At 66.2% G+C, this 14,225-nt stretch carries 11 protein-coding genes; 9 read left to right on the forward strand and 2 right to left on the reverse strand.

Annotated features, from left to right (window positions below; genetic code table 11):
• The first annotated feature begins 6 nt into the window (after window positions 1–6).
• The 8 genes from ET21_RS0124610 to ET21_RS0124645 all read left to right on the forward strand — a co-directional run bounded on the left by ET21_RS0124610 (window position 7) and on the right by ET21_RS0124645 (window position 10,216).
• Window positions 7–1,902, forward strand: a complete 1,896-nt coding sequence (locus tag ET21_RS0124610; RefSeq protein WP_030541743.1) for an XrtA/PEP-CTERM system amidotransferase — start codon at window positions 7–9, stop codon at window positions 1,900–1,902.
• 70 nt (window positions 1,903–1,972) lie between these two features.
• On the forward strand, window positions 1,973–3,322 hold the full coding sequence (locus ET21_RS0124615; protein WP_030541744.1) for an exopolysaccharide biosynthesis polyprenyl glycosylphosphotransferase: 1,350 nt from the start codon (window positions 1,973–1,975) through the stop codon (window positions 3,320–3,322).
• Window positions 3,322–4,455, forward strand: a complete 1,134-nt coding sequence (locus ET21_RS0124620) for a glycosyltransferase family 2 protein (protein WP_030541745.1) — start codon at window positions 3,322–3,324, stop codon at window positions 4,453–4,455. The genes ET21_RS0124615 and ET21_RS0124620 overlap by 1 nt, the downstream gene beginning before the upstream one ends.
• Window positions 4,456–4,520: 65 nt before the next feature.
• Window positions 4,521–5,267 (forward strand): methyltransferase domain-containing protein, encoded by a 747-nt coding sequence (locus ET21_RS0124625; protein ID WP_030541746.1) that lies wholly within the window; start codon window positions 4,521–4,523, stop codon window positions 5,265–5,267.
• A gap of 53 nt (window positions 5,268–5,320) precedes the next feature.
• Entirely contained in the window at window positions 5,321–6,583 is a 1,263-nt protein-coding gene (locus ET21_RS0124630; protein WP_037471856.1) for a hypothetical protein, read from the forward strand.
• Window positions 6,583–7,728 carry a glycosyltransferase family 4 protein gene (locus ET21_RS0124635; RefSeq protein WP_030541748.1) on the forward strand — a complete coding sequence of 382 codons (1,146 nt, stop codon included), beginning with the start codon at window positions 6,583–6,585 and terminating at the stop codon, window positions 7,726–7,728. The genes ET21_RS0124630 and ET21_RS0124635 overlap by 1 nt, the downstream gene beginning before the upstream one ends.
• Window positions 7,725–8,477 (forward strand): FkbM family methyltransferase, encoded by a 753-nt coding sequence (locus ET21_RS0124640; protein WP_030541749.1) that lies wholly within the window; start codon window positions 7,725–7,727, stop codon window positions 8,475–8,477. The genes ET21_RS0124635 and ET21_RS0124640 overlap by 4 nt, the downstream gene beginning before the upstream one ends.
• The gene (locus ET21_RS0124645; protein ID WP_030541750.1) at window positions 8,477–10,216 is read left to right on the forward strand and encodes a hypothetical protein; all 1,740 of its coding nucleotides are present in this window, start codon (window positions 8,477–8,479) and stop codon (window positions 10,214–10,216) included. Before ET21_RS0124640 ends, ET21_RS0124645 begins: the two co-directional genes overlap by 1 nt.
• Before the next feature lie 63 nt (window positions 10,217–10,279).
• On the opposite strand, the gene ET21_RS0124650 is transcribed toward ET21_RS0124645, so the two are convergent.
• Entirely contained in the window at window positions 10,280–11,974 is a 1,695-nt protein-coding gene (locus ET21_RS0124650) for an amidohydrolase (protein WP_030541751.1), read from the reverse strand.
• On the reverse strand, window positions 11,971–12,840 hold the full coding sequence (locus ET21_RS0124655; protein ID WP_021237288.1) for an NAD(P)-dependent oxidoreductase: 870 nt from the start codon (window positions 12,838–12,840) through the stop codon (window positions 11,971–11,973). Before ET21_RS0124655 ends, ET21_RS0124650 begins: the two co-directional genes overlap by 4 nt.
• A 98-nt stretch (window positions 12,841–12,938) precedes the next feature.
• Here ET21_RS0124655 and ET21_RS0124660 point away from each other — a divergent pair, with 98 nt between their 5' ends.
• Window positions 12,939–14,186 (forward strand): threonine ammonia-lyase, encoded by a 1,248-nt coding sequence (locus ET21_RS0124660; protein ID WP_030541752.1) that lies wholly within the window; start codon window positions 12,939–12,941, stop codon window positions 14,184–14,186.
• The last annotated feature ends 39 nt before the right edge of the window (window positions 14,187–14,225 follow it).

The raw sequence follows: 14,225 nt of genomic DNA on the forward strand, positions 1-14,225 counted from the left end.
TTTCGCATGTGCGGGATAGCGGGCATCTTTCACCTTGAAACGGCCAAGCCGGTCGATCCGGCGCGGGTGCGCGCGATGCTGGACGCGATGCCGCATCGCGGGCCGGACGGCAGCGGCATCTGGACAGCGCCCGGCGTCGGGCTGGGGCATGTCAGGCTGTCCATCATCGACCTTGGCGGCGGCGCGCAGCCGATGCTGACGGAGGATGAGAGTCTGGCCGTCACCTTCAATGGCGAGATATACAATTTCACCGAAGTCCGCGCGGAACTGGAGGCGAAGGGGCACGTCTTCCGCACGGACAGCGATACCGAAGTCATATTGCACGGCTATCGCCAATGGGGCGAGGCCTGTGTCGAGCGGTTCAACGGCATGTTCGCCTTCGCCCTGTTCGACGCGCGGGCGCAGGCGCTGTGGCTGGTGCGCGACCGGCTGGGGGTGAAGCCGCTTCATTATGCGCTGCTGTCGGACGGCAGCCTGATCTTCGGATCGGAACTCAAGAGCCTGCTCGTCCATCCGCTGCTGCGCCGGTCGCCCGACCTGTCGGCGGTCGAGGATTATATGGCCTATGGCTATGTGCCCGACGATGCCTGCCTGGTCGCCGGGGTGCGCAAGCTCGGGGCCGGGCAGACGCTGCGGCTGGTGCGCGGCCGTCCCTTGCCACTGCCGCAGCGTTATTGGGACGTCAGCTTTGCCGAACGGAGCAGGGCGAAGCCCGAAGCGCTGGAGGAGGAGCTTGTCGCGCTGATGCGGCAGGCGGTGCGATCGCGCATGGTGGCGGACGTGCCGCTGGGCGCTTTCCTGTCGGGCGGGGTCGACAGCAGCAGCGTCGTCGCCCTGATGGCGGAGGCGTCGGCGCAGGCGGTGAAGACCTGCACCATCGGCTTCGATGTCGCGTCGCTGGACGAGACCGCCTATGCCGACCGGATCGCGCGGCGCTTTGCCACCGATCATAGCGTGCGCATCGTGTCGCCGGACGATTATGGGCTGATCGACAGGCTGGCCTTTCATTTCGACGAGCCTTTTGCCGACGCATCCGCGCTGCCGACATTCCGGGTGTGCGAGCTTGCGCGGGAGAAGGTGACGGTCGCCCTGTCGGGCGATGGCGCGGACGAAGCCTTTGCCGGATACCGCCGTCACCGCTTCCAGATGCAGGGGGAGCGGGTGAGGGCGTTGATCCCGCCATCGGTGCGCCAGCCTCTGTTCGGCGCGCTGGGGCGCTGGTATCCCAAGGCGGACTGGGCGCCGCGCGCCTTGCGGGCCAAGTCGACCTTTCTGGAACTGGCGGGAGAGGGCGGGGAAGCCTATGCCGCTTCGGTCGGAATCACGCCTCATGCGCTGCGCCAGCGGCTGTTCAGCCAGGAGATGCGGTCGCGGCTGGGCGGGCACCGGGCGGAGGACCGCTATGTCCGCGCCATGGCGGAAGCGCCCGCGCGCGACGCGCTGGACCGCGCCCAATATGCCGATATCCGCATATGGCTGCCCGGCGACATTCTGACCAAGACGGACCGGATGAGCATGGCCGTCAGCCTGGAGGCGCGCGAGCCGCTGCTCGACCACAGGCTGGTGGAATTCGCCGCGCGGTTGCCGGTCGCCCAGCGCATCCGGGGGAATAGCGGCAAATATATCATGAAGAAGGCGATGGAACCCTATCTGCCGCAGGACATATTATACCGCCCGAAAATGGGGTTCGTGACGCCGATCAGCAGCTGGTTCCGGGGCGGGCTGGCAGGCGAAGCGAGCGCGATCGCGGGCGGGTCGGCGCTGGCGAAGACCGGCTGGTTCGACACGAAGATGCTGGCGAAGGTAGCGGCGGATCACAAGTCGGGCGTTTCCGACCATGGGCGGCTGCTGTGGCAGTTGCTGATGCTGGACAAGGCGCTGGGGCGGCTGTTCGGGATATAGCCACCCGGCACTTGCAAGCCGCGCGCCCCGGTGCCACGGAGCGTTCGGCAATGGGCTTTCAGGGACGCAGGTGACAGTTTCCAAGGAAATCGTGCGGGCGCGCCTTTACCTGCTGTGTCTCCTTGGGGATCTGGCGGGGCTGTTCCTGTCCTTCCTGCTTGCCAACAGGCTGGTGCTGGGCGCGTTCATGGGCGAGCCGGGAAAGCCGCATGGGCTGGTCATGTTCGCCATGGTCGCGCCGCTTTACATCCTGCTGGCGGTGCAGGGCGGGGCCTATGGCATCCACATGCTGGCCAATATCAGGCGCGGCATTTTCCGGGGGCTGCTGGCGCTGGCGCAGGCGGCGCTGCTGATGCTGCTGATCGTCTATCTCGGCAAGATCGCCGAGCAGTTGTCGCGCCTTACCTTCATTGCGGGACTGGCGCTGTCGGCGGTCAGCGTGGCGCTGGTGCGGATCGCGATCAGCCGTCTGGGCGCGCGGTTGCTGGGTGAAGTGCCGCATCTGACCGCCGTCATCATGGATGGGGTGGAGATCGAGACGCGCCCGCAGATGGAGGTGATCGACGCGGATGCCGCCAATCTGCACCCTGAACGGCATGACGCCGCCATGGCCGCGCGTCTGGCCGCTGCCGTCGGCATGGCGGAGCGGGTGATCGTCGCCTGCCCCATGGAGCGAATGGGCGAATGGTCGGTGGCGCTCAAGTCGCTGTCGGCGCGAGGCGAGATCGTGGTGCCCGAACTGCTGCGCTTCGCCCCGGCGCGGGTGGACGAGTTTGACGGACAGCCGACCATCATCGTCGCGGGCGGGCCGTTCCAGTTCCGCGACCGCATCATCAAGCGCATCTTCGACATCGTGCTGGCGACGGCGGCGACCATCGCCCTGTCGCCGGTGCTGATTCTTGCCGCTCTCGCGGTGAAGCTGACCAGCCCTGGCCCCATATTGTTCCGCCAGCCGCGCATCGGGCGTGATGCCCGGCCGTTCAACATCTACAAATTCCGGTCGATGCGGACCGAAGCGAGCGACCGCACGGCCGACCGGCTGACAACGCGCGACGATGACCGGGTGACTCCTGTCGGGCGCTTCCTGCGGCGGACCAGCATCGATGAACTGCCGCAGCTTTTCAATGTGTTGCGGGGCGACATGAGCATTGTCGGGCCGCGCCCCCATGCGGCGGCGGCGAAGGCGGGCGACAGCCTTTATTGGGAAGTCGACCAGCGCTATTGGGAACGCCATTGCATCAAGCCCGGCATGACGGGGCTGGCGCAGGTGCGTGGGCATCGCGGATCGACGGACCATCATCAGGACCTGATCGACCGGCTGCAATCCGACCTTGAATATGTGACGCAATGGTCGATCTGGCGCGATCTGCGCATCATCGTCGCGACCATCGGCGTGCTGGTCCATCACAAGGCCTATTGATGGAAGCGCCGGACCTTTTGCTTGGCGCGATCCTGCTGTTGTGCGTGGCCGGCCTGTTGTGGCCGTTCCTCTTCTACCCGCTGATCCTGCGCCTGTTGCCCAGCCGTCCCGAAGCGCCGGGAGGGGGTGCGCCTCCTTCGGCTTCGCTGCTGTTCTGCGCCTATAATGAGGCGGCGGCGATGCCGGAGAAACTGGCCAATCTGGCGATGCTGAAAGAGCGCCACCCGGAACTGGAGATATTGGCCTTTGACGATGGATCGTCGGACGACACCGCCGCGCTGATCGAGGCGCGGGGCGATCTGGTGACGCTGGTGCGCGGGCCGGGGCGCAGCGGCAAGGCGCATGGGATGAAGCGGCTCGCGGCGATTGCGCGCGGGGATGTGCTGATCTTCACCGACGCCAATGTGATGCTGGACCCGGAGGCTGTCGGCAACCTGCTGGCGCGCTATGGGGACCCGGATGTGGGCGGGGTGCTGGGATCGCTTCATTATGTGGGCGAGGGGGAAAGCGCGACGGCGTCAGTGGGCTCGCTCTACTGGCGGATCGAGGAGCGGTTGAAGGACGAGGAGTCGCGCACCGGCAATGTCCTGGGGGCGGACGGGTCGATCTTTTCCATCCGGCGGGCGCTTTATCCGCAGTTCCCTGACAGCGTGCTGGATGACCTTACCGTGTCGATGGCAGTGGTCTTTGCGGGCAAGCGTCTGGTGAAGGCGAGGGACGTGATCGCGCGCGAGCGGCTGGTGACGGGCCGGGGCGACGAATATCGGCGCAAGGTGCGCATCGCCGCGCGCGCATGGCATACCCATGCCTATCTGCGGCCGCAGTTGAGGCGGATGGCGGCGGTCGACCGGTTCAAATATGCTTCCCGCAAGATCGTCCGCTGGTTTGGCGGGCTGTTCCTTATGGCCGGGGCTGTCGCGGCGCTGCTGCTCGCCATGCGGATATCGCCCTGGCTGGCATTGGGGGGCGTGTTGCTGGCGGTGGTTTTGCTGATCCTGGGCTGGCGGGCGAAGGGCGGTCCTCTGGCGGCGATCGTGGATATATTGATCGCCTATGCGGCGACATTGCAGGGCGTGGTCAAAGCCATGAGCGGGCGGACGGTCACCGTCTGGAATCCGGCCAAGTCGCGCTGATCCCCCCTCGCCAAAGCGGCGGCATATTGTATAGGCCGTCCCTGTTTGTGCATCGGAGCCGAGGCGTGATTACTTTTCAGCGGGTGGCGAAGGCCGCCGGCAAGCATCTGACCCGCGCCATGCTGGCGGCCCGCAAGGCCATGGGCGCGCGCGCCAATCGGGCCTGCCCGGCGTGTGGGAAGGCCGTGGTGGGCTTCTTCCGCTATGGCGGCAATGCCGAATGGGGCTGCCCCGATTGCGGCGCGTCGCCGCGCGAACGGCTGATGAACCATCTGATTGCAACCAATGTGCTGCGGGTGCCGGTGGAGGGCGCGATCCTGCACATGGCGCCGAACGAGGGAAGCCTGGTCCGCCGCTTTTCCGCTGCGTCCGACTATGTGCCCGCCGATCTGGACCCCGGCCGCTACAGCGTTCCGGGGATGCGGCAGGTGGACCTGATGGCGCTGGCGGAGGCGGATCGCTACGACCTGTTCTACGCCAGCCATGTGATGGAGCATGTGCCGGACGATCATCATGTGCTGCGCAATATCTGGCGGGCGTTGAAGCCGGGCGGGGAAGCCTGGCTGATCGTGCCCCTGTGGGACAAGCCGACCGAGGATGGCAGCTTCGACATCCCCCCGCGCGAACGGGAGCGGCGGTTCGGCCAGTGGGACCATGTGCGCCAATATGGCCCCGATTTCGCGGACCGCATCCGCGCGGCCGGATTTGACCTGGAGGAGATCGACGCGAGCGGCATCGACGCGGACGTGCGGCACCTCTTCGCGCTGGACGACCGGCTGTTTCGCGCCCGCAAGCCGGGCGGAACCGCATAGCCGTGAACCAGCCTTCCGGCACGGCGGCGGCCCGGTGGGAAGGGTCGGCCCGGATGCTTGCCCTTATCAAGCTGGTCAATGTCGGCTTGACGCTGATCTGGGGCTTTGCCGTCACCTATGTGTTCGTGCGCGCTTTGCCGCTGCGGGAGTTTCAGGCCTTCCTGCTGCTGGTCGCGTTCGGCAACTTCACCATTTCGGCGGAGTTCGGCTTGACCAGCATCATCTACGCCCGGCTGCGGCGGCACTGGCTGGGCGTTCAGGATGACGGGTCAGGGCAGTTCCGGCTGGAGGAAATGGGTGTCCTGTTCCTGTTTCTGGGCCTGCTGATCGCGGGCGGGCTCGCCATATTGATCATCGCGCTGGTTTCGGGCGGGATCGGCACGACGATGCCGATGCTGTTCATCCTTTTCTTCCTGTCCGCCTGCGTCAACCTTCCGGCGTTGCTGGCGAAGCGGGCGCTGGCGGCGGTGGACGGGAATTTCCTGTGGGAAGCGCTCGATTGCATGCGGCGGGTGGTGACGATCACGCTGCTGCTGTTCATCCTGCAAGGCCTTGACCCGCGCGTGTCGGTGGCGCTGCAACTGGGGGTCAGCCTGTGCGTGATCGGATGGGCGATCATGCTGGTGCATGCGCGGCTGGGCATGACGCTGCGCCACTGGATGGCGTTTCGCGTGGGCGGCGGGCATGTGCGCGCCCATTATCTGCGCGATATCGGCGCGTCGGCGATGTTCACCATTTCGGAAATAGTGGCCTATAACGCGCCCTATTTCACGATCGCGGCGGCGACGCAGGACGCGCGGCCGATGCTGCTGTTCGATTTTTTCTTCAAGATGTCGCGGGCGCTGTCGATGTTCGTCCGGGCGGCGGTGGAAGCGGCGCTGCCGCGCATCACGCGCGCTTTTCATGCGGATGACCGTGCGCGGCTGAGGCAGCTTTTGACGCGGGCGCTGGGCGTGGGGTTCGTGTTTGCGCTGGGCGCGTCGGCGGCGCTGGCGGTCGCGGGGCAGTGGATTTTCGCGAAGCTGTTCGACGGACGGGCGGCCATCTCCGCCGTCGAGTTGCTGCTGGTCGATGTGGCGCTGATCGCGCTGACGGTCATTTGCGTGTCTGTCTATGTTCAGGCGGCGTTGGGGCGGTTCAGCCATCTGCTTGGGCGGTCGCTGCCTTTCCTCGCGGGATCGCTCCTCAGCGTGCCGCTCGCGCTGTTGCTGCGGGACCGGTTCGATATCGCTTTCCTGTGCTTCTATACGGCGGCGCTGCTGCTGGCGGCGATGCTGCATGGCCTGTCGCTGCGGCGCTTGATGAAGGGCCGGTGATGAAGGTCGCGATGGTCGATCCCTCGCTGTTTACCGGGCGCTATGACGACAGCCTGTGCGCGGAACTGGCGGCGGCGGGGCAGGAGGTGACGCTGTTCGCCCGGCCGATGCGGGCAACCGACGCGATCGTTCCGGAGGGTTATGCCTATGCGCCTCGATTTTTCCGGCATAGCGAGGCGTTGCGCGGGAGGATTGGCGAAGGGCGGGCGTTCCGGCTGGTCAAGGCGGCGGAATATGGGGCAGCGGCCGCGTTCGGGAAGCTGGATGCGCTGGAGCGGGCGGATGTGGTGCATTTCCAGTGGCTGCCGCTTGCCCCTGCCGACCGGATATTGCTGCGCCGGTTGCAGGGGCGGACGGCGCTTGTCCATACGGTGCATAATGCGCAGGCCTATCATAGCGATGCGGGCGTGCAGGGGCGGGGCTATCGCGGGTTGCTCGACCTGTTCGATGCGCTGGTCGTGCATGGGGACACGACCCGGCGAGCGCTGGAGGCACAGGGAGTGCGGCGCGAGCGCATCCATGTGACGCCGCATCCGCCCATGCGCCTTGCCAAAGCGGGCGTGGAGGAGTTGGCCGCCATCAGCGATCCCTCCGTGCCGCGTCTCCTGTTTTTCGGGACGATCCGGCCTTACAAGGGCGTCGATGTGCTGATCGAGGCGTGCCTGTCGCTGTGGCGGTCGGGCGTGGGTTTCGAACTGGTGCTGGCGGGCAAGCCGTTCATGGATGTTGCGCCACTGGCCGATGCCGTGCGGGAGGCCGGGTTCGGCGATCGGCTGGTGACGGATTTCGGCTTCCTGACCGAAGCGCGGCTGGATGCGCATATGGCCAAGGCGGACATGATCGTCTTTCCCTATCGCCACATTGATTCCAGCGGCGCTTTCCTGTCGGCGCTGCATCATGGCAAGGCGATGGTCACGTCCGATGCGGGCATGTTCGCGGCGCTGCCTGCGAGCGCGGCGGTGCGCGCGCCTGCGGGAAATGCGCCTGCCCTTGCGCAAGCCCTCTTGCGGCTCATCGAAAGCCCCGCCATCAGGCAGGCGGCGGGCGCGGGCGCGCGCGCCTATGGCGAGACGATGGGCAGCTGGAAGGACATGGCCTTGACGACGATCGGCATCTACCGCTCCGTGGCGGCGTCGAAGGCATGAGCCGTTACCGTCGCGAGCTGACCGACCGTGCGCTGGCGCTGCGTCTCGCCTTTGCCGGGCGCATTCACCAATATCCCGAAATTCAGGCGCTGCGCCGGTTCCTGTCGGCCTTCGATGTCGATTGCGTGATCGATGTGGGCGCCAATCGCGGCCAATATGCGGCGATGCTGCGCAAGGATGCCGGGTTCAAGGGCACGATCCTGTCCTTTGAACCCAATCCCGACATCTTCGCCATATTGTCCCGCCGCGCGTCGGGGGATGCGAAGTGGCATGTCTTCAACATGGCGCTGTCGGATTTTGACGGGGCGGCGAGCTTCAACATCATGGCGGCCGACCAGTTCAGCTCGCTGGAAAAGCCATCCGAGGGGCAGGACGCGATCTTCGCCGATCGCAATCGCGTGAGCCGGACGGTGGAAATGCAGTGCCGCCGGATCGACAGCCTGCTGCCCGAACTTCAGGCGGCGCATGGCTTTGACCGGCCGTTCCTCAAGATGGATACGCAGGGGCATGACCTGTCCGTCTGCGGCGGCGCGGGCGATCTGCTGGCGCGGATGGCAGGGGTGCAGACGGAGCTTGGCGTGCGGCCGATCTATGAAGGCGGCACGAATTACCGCGCGATGATCGACTGGCTGGCGGAGCGGTCGTTCCTGCCCTCGGCTTTCTTCGCGAATAACAAGGGGCATTTCCCGCTGCTGGTCGAGATGGACGGCATCTTCGTCAATCAGGCGCTGCTGCCGCAGGCCGCCTGATGGGGACGGTGGCCCGCTTCGTCGATGCGCGGCGCCTGTTTCTGGCAGGCGCGATCGGACTGACGCTGTGGCTGGGCGCGACATTCCTGTGGCATGTCACCTACCGGCAGGGGATCAGCCTGGCGGTGGTCCTGTTTCTGGATCAGGATTTTCCGGCCTTGCTGGGCGGCCTGCTGCTGCTGACGCTGGCCGCGCCCTTCGCCGAAGGGATGGGCTGGCGCCTGCCAGCGCCGCGCGCGCGGATCATCGTGCCGCTGATCGTCCTGTTCGGCCTCGTCGCCTGGGCGGGGCATTATTGGCTGTTCCAGAATTACGCGATTTCACGCGATGAGGAGGTCGCTCGCTTTGCCGCCGCCTATATGCGCGAAGGGCTGTTCGCGCGGCCCATTCCGGCGGAGTGGGAGCCCTATCGCCGGGCGATCATGCCGGAATTCTTCTCTCCCTTCGGCGCTGCGGATTATTGGACGGCGGCCTATCTGCCGGTGAACAGCGCGATCCAGGCGCTGTTCTGGCAGTTGGGCGATCCGAACCTGGCGGGTCCGGCGCTGTTGATCGCTGGCCTGTTCGCCTTGTGGAGGGTGGCGCTGCACCTGTTCCCGGACCGGCCGGACGCGGTGTGGGTGACGATGCTGCTTGGCCTGTCTTCCGCGCAGCTGTGGGTCACGGCCATGACCCCCTATGCGATGACGGGTCATTTCGCGCTGAACATGGTCTGGCTGGCGCTGGTCCTGCGCGGCGGCGTGCTGGGGCATGCGGGCGCGGGGGCCGTGGCGCTGGTGGCGGCGGGGCTGCATCAATGGCATTTTCCGCCGATCTTCATCGCCCCCTTCATCCTGTGGATGCTGCTGGCGCGGCGGTGGACGGCGGCGGCGTTCCACATCGTCGTGCTGGCGGCGATCGTCATCGTGTGGGCCAAGCTGTGGCCGGGATTTCTGGTGCAGGTGCTGGGGCCGCCGTCGGATGTCCGGCCGGCGGCGGGAGTGGCGGACAAGGTGGGGAGCCTGTTCGAACGGCTGGGCGACCGCTGGCAGCCGCTGGTCAATCTCAGCCGGTTTGCGGCCTGGAACAATATATTGATGGTGCCGCTCGCCACGCTGGGCGTGTTCGCGATGCAGTGGCGGCGCGCGGTCAGGGGGCAGGAGATCGCGCTGCCGCTGGCGCTGGGCTGCTTTGCCGGATGCGCGCTGGCGCTGGCGCAGGGCTATGGCTGGGGCTTTCGCTATGCCCATGGGTTCATCGGTCCCTTCTGCCTGCTGGCGGGGCTGGGATGGGCGCGGTTCCGCCCGGCGGCGATGCGGCCCGTATTCCTGGGGGTGGCGATCACCCTGATCAGCAGCGCTTTCCTGGTGTGGCGCACCCACCTTTTCGTCGCGCCCTATGCCGCGAGCCACCGGATGATCGACGCGTCGCAGGCCGATGTGGTGCTGGTGGACCCGCGCGGCGGCCTGTACGTGACCGATCTGGTGCGGGGCAGGGACGGCGTGCCGGGGCGGCCCATGGTCATGAACCTTGCCATGCTGTCGCTGGAACAGGTGGACCAGCTTTGCGAAAAATATGTGGTGGAGCTGTTCGACCGCGCCGAGTTCCGGCCGCTGGGCATACCGCTGGCGCGCTGGAACCTCAGCCGGATGGATGCGCTGCGGGCGCATATGAAGGAGGAAGGCTGCGACAAGCCGGTACTGCCGCCGCTGCCGGAGACGATCGAGGATGCGTTCAACGCTTCGGGCGATGTGTTGTAAGCGGACGCCGGAACCGGATTCCCGCCTGCGCAGGAGCATGGGTGGGCCTAGACCGGACGGCTTCTAAGGCTTCACGCCCTTCATATAGACGCGTTTGCCGCCGATCCATGTTTCCAGAACCTGCGTGGAGCGGATGTCGGACGGGCGCGCGATCGAGATGTCGCGGTCGATGATGACGAAGTCGGCGCGCTGGCCCGGTATCAGGCTGCCGAACCTTTTTTCCGCGAAACCGGCATAGGCCGCCTGCCGGGTATAGCCGTCGAGCGCCGCTTCGAAGCTGATGCGCTGTTGCGGCATCCAGCCGCCTGCGGGCTGACCCTCGCCATCCTCGCGGCTCATCGCTGTCGCCATGCCGATGAAGGGATTGGGCGTTTCCACCGGCACGTCCGACCCGAAGGCGAGCGGCACGCGATTGTCGAGCATCGCCTTCCAGGCATAGGCGCCTTTCAGCCGGGCTTCGCCAAGCCGCGCGGCGGCCATGCGCCAGTCGGACGCTTCATGGGCGGGCTGCATCGATGCGACAATGCCATTTTGCCCGAAGCGCGGCAGGTCGGCAGGATCGACGATCTGCGCATGTTCGATGCGCCAGCGCCGGTCGCCCTTATAGGTCTGGACGAGTTCGGTGATCGCATCGAGCGCTTCGCTGTTCGCGGCGTCGCCAATGGCGTGAAGGGCGATCTGGAAATTGTCCATCGCCGCGCGGCTCATCATGTTGCGCATCTGGGTGGAGGGAATGAGTTCAAGGCCGCGCTGGCCCGGCGCATCGGCATAGTCCGCCTTCAGCCATGCGCCGCGCGATCCCAGTGCGCCGTCCAGCACCAGCTTGAGGCCGCCCATGCGCAGATGATCGTCATAGAGCCATGGCGTCGGTTCCGGCCCGGCGATCATCACCATATTGTCGAGGCCGAGCGCGTAGGAGATGATACGCACGCGCAGCGCGCCACGGTCAGCCGCCCGGCGGAAGGCCTGCCAATCCTCGATGCTGGTGCCCATGTCGGCGATGCCGGTGACGCCGTTCGCGAGTAGCGCCTGCTGCGCCTTTTCCAGCGCGATGTCGCGGTCCTTGGGCGCGGGCGGCGGGGCGGCTTTCTGGATCAGGTCCATCGCCTTGTCGATGAATATGCCCGATGGCTTGCCGCCCGCCATCTCCATGCGTCCGCCCGCAGGCGACTTGGTCGCGGCGGTGACATTGGCGGCGCGCATGGCGAGGCTGTTCGCCCAGCCCGCATGACCGTCGACCCGTTCAAGCCAGACCGGCACGTCACTGACCGCTGCGTCCAGTTCCGCCGCTGTCGGGAAGCGGCCAAGGCCCCAGGCTTCCTGGTTCCAGCCGGTGCCGATGATCCATTTGCGCGCGGGGTTGGCGGCCGCATAGGCGCGGATCTTCGCCTGCGCCTCCGACAGCGAGCGCGTGCCGGACAGGTCGAGCGTGATGAACGAGAGGCCAAGGCCCATGACGTGGCCATGGGCGTCGATCAGGCCGGGGATCAGAGTCCTGCCGCCGCCATCCAGCTTGAAGTCAGGGCCCTTGGGCCAGGTTTCACCCTTTTTCAGCTTCTTCTTGCGCGGCGGTTCCTGATAGCGGCCGGGCAGCAGCTTTTCGACCTTGCCCTCATCATCGATCAGCATCGCGCCGAAGCGCACGGCCTTGCCCGTCGCGTCGAGAGCGATGCCGTTCACATTGTCGATGACGCCGGACGCCAGAACGGGCGCGGGCAGGACGAACGCGGCGATCGCCGCCAGCAGCCTTGCCCTCATGCGCGGGTGATCCGCCGGACCAGAGCGCTCGTATCCTGGCGGTTGCCGCCCATGGCCTGCACATCGGCGTAGAATTGGTCGACCAGCGCGGTGACGGGCAGGGTCGAGCCGTTGGCGCGCGCTTCCTCCAGCGCCAGCCCCAGATCCTTCCTCATCCAGTCGATGGCGAAGCCGAAATCGAAACTGTCCTGTGCCATCGTCTTCCAGCGGTTGTCCATTTGCCAGCTTTGCGCCGCGCCACCGGATATGGCGTCGAACACCTTGTCGAGGTCGAGTTCCGCGGCCTGGGCGAAACGCAGCGCCTCCGACAGACCCTGCACAACGCCCGCGATGCAGATCTGGTTCACCATCTTGGTGGTTTGGCCAGCCCCTGCCGCGCCGACATGGACGATGCGGGCGGCATAGGCCTGCATCACGATCTTCGCCGCTTCCACGGCGGGTTCCGTTCCGCCGCACATGATGGAGAGCTTGCCATTTTCAGCGCCCGCCTGTCCGCCCGAAACGGGAGCGTCGACGCAGTGGAGGCCAAGGCTTTCCCCTTCCACGAACAACTGCCGCGCGATCCGCGCCGATACCGTGGTGTGATCGATGAACAGGCCGCCGGGCTTCATGGTGCGGAACGCGCCCTCGCGGCCCATGGTCACTTGCGACAGGTCATCGTCGTTGCCGACGCAGCTGACGACGATTTCGGCGTCCTCGGCGGCCTTGGCCGGGCTGACTGCGACCTGACCGCCATAGATTTCGGCCCAACGCTTCGCCTTGCCGATGGAGCGGTTGTAGACGGTCAGGCTGTGTCCCGCCTGCGCCAGGTGCCCGGCGATCGGGCCGCCCATGACGCCCAGGCCTATAAACGCGATGTTAGCCATATGCCTCGTACAGTTAAGCGCGTGCCCTTGCCGCCATAGGGCCAGTTTTCCGCGAGTGCCAGTTCCTTCCGCCGTAAATTTCCGCTAGGGGGCGACGCATGAATACCTTGAGCAAGATCGAAGGCGCATTGCCGCTGCCCGTCAGCGTGGATGACATATTGGCGGCGCGCGTGCGGATTTCGGGCGCGATCGTGCACACGCCCACGCTCATCAGCCAGACGCTTTCGGACATGCTGGGCTGCAAGGTGTATCTGAAGTTCGAAAATCTTCAGTTCACCGCGGCTTACAAGGAACGCGGCGCGCTCAACCGGCTGCTCCAGCTGGGCGAGGATGCGAAGCGGACGGGCGTGATCGCGGCGTCGGCGGGCAATCATGCGCAGGGCCTGGCCTATCACGGCCGCCGCCTGGGCGTGCCGGTCACCATCGTCATGCCCACGACCACGCCGACGGTGAAGGTCACGCAGACCCAGGGGCATGGCGCGACGGTCGTGCTGCATGGCGAGAAGTTCGACGACGCCAGCGCCTATGCGCGTCAACTGGCGAAGGAGCAGGGCCTGACCTTCGTCCATCCCTTTGACGAGCCCGACATCATCGCCGGACAGGGCACCGTCGCGCTGGAAATGCTGGAGGATGCGCCGGAAATCGACACGCTGGTCATCCCGATCGGCGGAGGCGGCCTGTTTTCCGGCATGGCGACGGCGGCGAAGGCGATGAAGCCCGACATCCGCGTTTATGGGGTGCAGGCGGATCTCTATCCGTCCATGTACAGCCACATCAAGGGCGAGGACATGGCGTGCGACGGCGACACGCTGGCCGAAGGCATCGCGGTCAAGCAGCCGGGCGAGCTTACGCGGCGGATCGTCGAACGCTTTGCCGATGACGTGCTGCTGGTCAATGAACGCCGTCTGGAAGAAGCGGTCAGCCTGCTGCTGCAAATCGAAAAGACGGTGGTGGAAGGCGCGGGGGCGGCGGGCCTTGCCGCGCTGCTGACCCACAGGGAACTATTCGCGGGGCGCAATGTCGGGCTGGTGCTGACGGGAGGGAATATCGATACGCGGCTGCTTGCCAATGTGCTGCTGCGCGACCTTGCCCGGTCCGGGCGGCTGGCGCGGCTGCGCATCATCCTGCAAGACCGGCCGGGCGCGCTGTTCCATGTCGCGCGCATCTTCGATCAGGAAGCGGTCAACATCCTGGAATTGTCGCACCAACGCATCTTCACCAACCTTCCGGCGAAGGGGCTGAGCCTGGACGTCGAGTGCGAGACGCGGGACGGTGCGCATCTGGACCGGCTGCTCGCGGCGCTGCGCGAGGCGGGGTATGAAGTGGCGCCGATCGAGGTGGCGTGACGGCGTGAGGGCGGGCACTATCCTTTTTCGTGGTAAATG

It is taken from the genome of Sphingobium sp. DC-2 (genome assembly GCF_000722555.1).
Taxonomy (GTDB): Bacteria; Pseudomonadota; Alphaproteobacteria; order Sphingomonadales; family Sphingomonadaceae; genus Sphingobium; species Sphingobium quisquiliarum.

Coding starts and splice junctions, on each gene's coding strand:
- ET21_RS0124655 (WP_021237288.1), bottom strand. CDS start 12,840: ATGGCTAACATCGCGTTTATAGGCCTGGGCGTCATGGGCGGCCCGATC.
- ET21_RS0124620 (WP_030541745.1), top strand. CDS start 3,322: ATGGAAGCGCCGGACCTTTTGCTTGGCGCGATCCTGCTGTTGTGCGTG.
- ET21_RS0124635 (WP_030541748.1), top strand. CDS start 6,583: ATGAAGGTCGCGATGGTCGATCCCTCGCTGTTTACCGGGCGCTATGAC.
- ET21_RS0124640 (WP_030541749.1), top strand. CDS start 7,725: ATGAGCCGTTACCGTCGCGAGCTGACCGACCGTGCGCTGGCGCTGCGT.
- ET21_RS0124645 (WP_030541750.1), top strand. CDS start 8,477: ATGGGGACGGTGGCCCGCTTCGTCGATGCGCGGCGCCTGTTTCTGGCA.
- ET21_RS0124660 (WP_030541752.1), top strand. CDS start 12,939: ATGAATACCTTGAGCAAGATCGAAGGCGCATTGCCGCTGCCCGTCAGC.
- ET21_RS0124650 (WP_030541751.1), bottom strand. CDS start 11,974: ATGAGGGCAAGGCTGCTGGCGGCGATCGCCGCGTTCGTCCTGCCCGCG.
- ET21_RS0124630 (WP_037471856.1), top strand. CDS start 5,321: ATGCTTGCCCTTATCAAGCTGGTCAATGTCGGCTTGACGCTGATCTGG.
- ET21_RS0124610 (WP_030541743.1), top strand. CDS start 7: ATGTGCGGGATAGCGGGCATCTTTCACCTTGAAACGGCCAAGCCGGTC.